This window comes from uncultured Nostoc sp., from assembly GCF_964245575.1.
GTDB lineage: Bacteria > Cyanobacteriota > Cyanobacteriia > Cyanobacteriales > Nostocaceae > Nostoc.
Genome location: NZ_CAXTNP010000400.1, coordinates 1 through 5,170 on the forward strand (window position 1 = coordinate 1; position 5,170 = coordinate 5,170).

3 protein-coding genes and 3 pseudogenes are annotated in these 5,170 nt (G+C 44.5%); 2 read left to right on the forward strand and 4 right to left on the reverse strand.

The genetic code is table 11. From position 1 onward, the window contains the following. Both ACFFAP_RS35480 and ACFFAP_RS35485 read right to left on the reverse strand, forming a co-directional pair. Positions 1-362: pseudogene (locus ACFFAP_RS35480) on the reverse strand (PBS lyase); the annotation flags it as partial. Between the two features lie 465 nt (positions 363-827). Beyond that, positions 828-1,304, reverse strand: coding sequence for a hypothetical protein (locus ACFFAP_RS35485; RefSeq protein WP_375515605.1), 477 nt, complete (start codon positions 1,302-1,304; stop codon positions 828-830). A 207-nt stretch (positions 1,305-1,511) separates the two neighbouring features. On the opposite strand from ACFFAP_RS35485, the gene ACFFAP_RS35490 reads away from it, so the two are divergent. After that, positions 1,512-1,907, forward strand: coding sequence for a hypothetical protein (locus ACFFAP_RS35490; RefSeq protein ID WP_375515606.1), 396 nt, complete (start codon positions 1,512-1,514; stop codon positions 1,905-1,907). Beyond that, on the forward strand, positions 1,897-2,328 hold the full coding sequence (locus ACFFAP_RS35495; RefSeq protein WP_375515607.1) for an HNH endonuclease: 432 nt from the start codon (positions 1,897-1,899) through the stop codon (positions 2,326-2,328). Before ACFFAP_RS35490 ends, ACFFAP_RS35495 begins: the two co-directional genes overlap by 11 nt. A 19-nt stretch (positions 2,329-2,347) precedes the next feature. Here ACFFAP_RS35495 and ACFFAP_RS35500 read toward each other — a convergent pair. Further along, positions 2,348-4,344: pseudogene (locus tag ACFFAP_RS35500) on the reverse strand (efflux RND transporter permease subunit). Positions 4,345-4,441: 97 nt separating this feature from the next. Beyond that, positions 4,442-5,098: pseudogene (locus ACFFAP_RS35505) on the reverse strand (efflux RND transporter periplasmic adaptor subunit); the annotation flags it as partial. Between the last annotated feature and the right edge of the window lie 72 nt (positions 5,099-5,170).

A 5,170-nucleotide genomic window follows, 5' to 3' on the forward strand; every position in this document is an offset into this window, starting at 1 on the left:
GGTTTGGCTGCCTCCCCCAGATTTCCCAATGCCTCTGCTGCATTGGAACGAAAATATTTGCCAACGGATTTATCCTTGAGGATTTTGGCAGCTTTTTGAGCAACATCCTCCGGTTTCTTGCCCACGGATTTTAAATCTTTGAGATCATATTCAACTAATTGCTTGAGAGCATATCCCTTAACTTCGTCGTATCCATCATCAAGGGCTGCTAATATACCGTTAATCTGCCAATCTTGGGGTTTGGGTTTGGGGGTTTCTTTGGCGTTTACCCAAGGCAGACAAAAAAGGAAAGAAAGGATAAAGGCTAAAGCATAAAGGATAAAGCGAGAAGGCTTGCTGCGGTGGCGGGGAGTTGTTACCATGTTTGGAGCCAAGTGGCAGATTAGACGCGGTTATGAGTTTAATAACAACCCTGCAATTCGTAATTCCTGATTGAGAATGCAACTTGTTATCAATAAGTAGTAGGCGATCGCATTCACGAGTATCAAAGACTCTCGCGCGAGTATAAAAGACTCGTCCACGAGTATCAAAGACTCGCTCAGGAGTATTAAAGACTCGTCCACGAGTATCAAAGACTCTCGCACGAGTATAAAAGACTCGTCCACGAGTATAAAAGACTCGTCCACGAGTATCAAAGACTCTCGCGCGAGTATCAAAGACTCGCTCACGAGTATTAAAGACTCTCGCGCGAGTATCAAAGACTCTCGCGCGAGTATCAAAGACTCATTCACCAATTGACAAAATAAAAAGGGGAAAAGAAAGGGAATTAAATCTCCCTTTAACTTTTCCCCTTTGACTCTTCCGGTATCTTTGGCAAGATTTTCAGTCTATGAACCAGAGTTAGTTTTAGCAGGTTTATTTTTAATAGCCTTAAAACGATCGCCTAATTGTTCAGCAAGACTTTTTAACCCTGGAGTTTTCTTAGCAGCAGTCTTGACGTAATCATAAACTGTCAAACTGCTGCCCATTGCTTCGCTGCCGACTGCCATTAAGGTATCATCTACTTGTTCTGTCAGTTGTCGCAATCCAATCAAAAGTTCGGTAAGCGTTGCTGCTAGTTGATAATCCCGCACAAATTCATCTACATCAAAGCTGGCTGGGAGAATTTCTCGGTTAGACTGGGCCGCAGTCAGGCTGGTGTTGACAAAAGCTAGGCTTTTATCGCCCATCTTAAATAACTTGCGTCGTTCTTCCACACTCAGGGTTACAAGAAAAGGCATCTTTGCTTGGATAGTCGCAAAAGCTGCTTTAATTTCTTGGATATCTGCTGGGGAAAGGGAGGCGGTAATGTTTTGGTAAGCCATTGGATATTTACCGTAATGAATCTGTTTGTTATGATTCCCACTGGTAAATGCGATGTCTACGACGGGCTACGCCTACGCACATCCCATATTTCATAGCTTAAAGTGCCGCAGCTAGGGCCGTTGTAGACATCGCTGCATTTCAGAGCAATCGAAAAATCAGCCCAATCTGAGTACAATTTGATTAAATATAGGTAAGTCCGACTTTCTATGACTCCAGCAACCGATATTCGTAAAAGAGCGATCGAACTGATTGAGCAGTTGTCTCCAGAAAAGTTATCTGCCGTAGTGCAGTTATTGGAGTTTCTGTCTGAACCCTCCCAGCCAGTTATATCCAATCATCAGGAAGTAGTCCTGTTGGAAGTCATCCAACGTCACCTTGCATCTGACGAGCAGAAACGATTACAGGATTTACGCGATCGCTGTGAATGGGGCGAACTCACAGCGATCGAACACGAAGAATTGATCCAGTATGAAGATCAGCTAGAACACTGGAGAGTCGAACGTCTGCAAGCTCTCATTGAATTAGCAAAGCTCAAGAAGATCGACTTGCTTACCTTGAATCGCCAATTTTTATCAGAGTCTCAGTTATTTCATGCCGTCTGAGTTTGAGCGAGTACCTGCTGCACTGAGACGAACGGTAGCCAGCAGAGCTAAAAATCTTTGTGAATATTGCCGATGCCCAGAAGAATTTTCTCCTGACAGCTTCACTGTAGAACACATCAAACCCCGTCAGGCAGGTGGAGAAGCAATCTCAAAAAATTTAGCTTGGTCGTGTTTTGGCTGCAATGCTCGAAAGCATACCAAAATCAGCCATTCTGATCCAGAAACCAAACAAGAGATTGCGCTGTTTCATCCTCGTCAGCAGCTTTGGTCAGAGCATTTTACCTGGAACGATGATTTTACCAAGATTATCGGGAAAACTCCCTGTGGTCGAGCCACGGTGGAAGCTCTGCAATTAAATCGGGTTGGAGTTGTTAACTTGCGTCGTCTTCTGACTTCAGCCGGACTGCATCCACCGCAGTAAAAATGCTAAAAGTCTGTAGTTATGAACGCGATGGTTTCTTACCAAAGCCATAGCGCAATCTATCCATAATCCAATTCTGGAAATTATCAATGTAGCTAAATATCACTGGCACTACCACCAGTGTCAGCAGGGTAGAAGTTGTGAAACCGCCCATAATGGCAATTCCCATTGGTTGGCGAACTTCAGAACCCGCGCCAATTCCTAATGCTAAAGGCAGAGTCCCGGCGATTGTTGCTAGAGAAGTCATTAAAATCGGACGCAGACGTGACACGCCCGATTCAACCAGTGCCTGACGCTGGGTTTTACCTGACTGCATATTGATGATTGTATAGTCAACTAACAAAATTGAGTTTTTGGTGACAATTCCCAACAGCAGGATGATACCAATCAAGGCATATATTCCCAAGGGTTTTTGAGCAACCATTAACGCTACCAATGCGCCGCCTAAACAAAAGGGCAATGCCGCCATAATCGATAATGGATGGAGAAAGTTGTTATACAACAGCACCAGAATTGCATAGATACACATTAATGCCAATCCTAATGCAGCGCCAAAGCGACTGAAAATGTCTTGCATAATTTTGGCGCTACCGGAGGGTTGCTGTACTACCCCTGGTGGTAAGTTTTGCATCACAGGTAGTTTGTTGATTGTTTCTACTGCTTCTCCCAAAGAAATCCCTTGCAAATTGGCTTCTACGGCAACTTGACGGGCGCGATCATAGCGGTTAATCGTAGCAGGGCCGCTCCCAAAGCGGATGTCTGCGACTGCGACGAGGGGAATCAATCTACCATTTTGACTGGGGACTTGCAGATTTGTGATTGTGTTGATGTCAGCCCGCGCTCTCGGATCGATTTGCACACGAATGGGGATTTGGCGATCGCTTAAATTAAATTTTGCCAAGTTGGCCTGATTGTCGCCGATGGTAGCAAGGGAAGCAGTCCGAGCGATCGCCTGCACTGTCACCCCCAAATCTGCTGCCCGTTGTGGGTTAGGAATTACTAAAATCTCTGGTTTAACCAAACTCGCAGTAGAAGACACTTCTACCAATCCGGCTATAGATCGCATCTGCTTTTCTAGGGCATCAGCAGCTTGATTCAGTGCTTGGGGGTTTTCACTCCTTGTTCCACAGTCACCAGAACGCTGCCAGTACTACGCAACACTTGGAAAGCTACCACAGGTTGATTATTCAAGCGGGCGGCTTGACGCACATCGCCAAATTTATCTTCTACGGTTCCCAAAGTGGATAAGGGTACTGAACCGCCTTGTGGTAAGAGGATTTCGTAGGTTTTCAACATATCCACACTGGCGGCACTCCCTAAAGTGCGGATACTTTGTTCGCTACCACCGACTTCTGCCCGTCCCCCAGGTAAGTTAATATTTAAAGCGCGGATTTGTTCATTTACCTGGGTGGCGGTGATACCCAGAGATTGTAAGCGGTTTGGATTAAGATTAATCTGAATTTCTCGGTCAACTCCACCCACACGCTGAATTTGTGCGACTCCACGGACTCCCAATAAGGCGCGGCTAATGGTTTGGTCTACAATATTGCTTAATTCTTCTACAGAACGCCGATCTGATTTAACTGCGTAAGTAATCACCGGGCCGCCGGAAAATTCCAGGCGTTCCACAATTGGATCGTTGATATCTTGGGGTAAATCTTGGCGAATTTGAGCGATCGCATTGCGAACATCATTGGTGGCGCGATCGCTATCTGTACCCAAAACAAAATTGATTGTCGTCTTGGAATTCCCATCGCTGACGGTGGAAATCATATAATCGATATTGCCCAACCCCGCGACGGCATCTTCAATTTTTTTCGTCACTTGGGATTCTAGTTCGGTCGGGCCTGCACCCGGTTGGGTGACTTTTATCGAAACTGTTGGCACATCAATATTTGGGTTAATATCAATCCCCAAGGATATGAAGGAGAACCAACCTACAACCGTCAAAATTAAAAATAATACTATTGTAGGAACAGGTTTTTTAATTGACCAAGCTGAGATATTAAAGGTCATTTGTCATTTGTCATTTGTCATTGGTCATTTGTCATTGGTCATTTGTCATTTGTTATTGGTTATTTTTCCCCATTCCCCATTCCCCATTCCATTCCTTTCAACTTGCAACTCGAACTTTATCGCCATCTTTGAGATATCCTGCACCATCAACTACGACGCGATCGCCTAACTGCAATCCACTCTTGATTTCCACTTTGTCGTTATTCGCAGGATCTCCTAACTCTACTTTTTGGCTGCGGACTATATCTGCACTCGATAAGGTAAATACAATTACACTTGAGTCTGCTTGAGATTGCACTGCTTTTTGCGGCACTACTATCTTCATTCCTGAGTTAGTAGTAATTGCAGCATTAGCAAACATCCCTGGTTTAAGTAAAGTTGTTGGCGGTAAGTCAATTTTGACTGTAGCCTCCCGTCTTTGATCGTTCACCTGTGGCTGTATCTCCCTGACTCGTCCCTGCGATCGCACGCGCTGATCGACATCAGAAGGAATTTGCACATATGCACCAATTTTCACTTGATTTAGTTGAATTTCGGGTACTTTCGTCTGAAGTTCTAATTTTTCATCTCGGATAATCGAAAATAGCTTTTGTGTACCACCAATCACAGTCCCCACCTGGGTTTGTGGCGGTACACCAGTGACATCACCGACTCTGGCGAGTTTCTCGGCAATTACTCCAGCAACAGGCGATCGCACCACAGTTTGTCCTAACTGAGTTTCTAGTTGTTGCACCTTAGCAGCACTACTCTTGACCTTTTTTTAATTAAAAATTAAAAATTAAAAATTAATCAGAATAATAATTTTTAATTAATTTTGGGTACGAGC

What these genes read in the sequence shown, in the direction of transcription:
- ACFFAP_RS35485 (WP_375515605.1), bottom strand. Translation starts at nt 1,304, where the DNA reads ATGGCTTACCAAAACATTACCGCCTCCCTTTCCCCAGCAGATATCCAA.
- ACFFAP_RS35495 (WP_375515607.1), top strand. Translation starts at nt 1,897, where the DNA reads ATGCCGTCTGAGTTTGAGCGAGTACCTGCTGCACTGAGACGAACGGTA.
- ACFFAP_RS35490 (WP_375515606.1), top strand. Translation starts at nt 1,512, where the DNA reads ATGACTCCAGCAACCGATATTCGTAAAAGAGCGATCGAACTGATTGAG.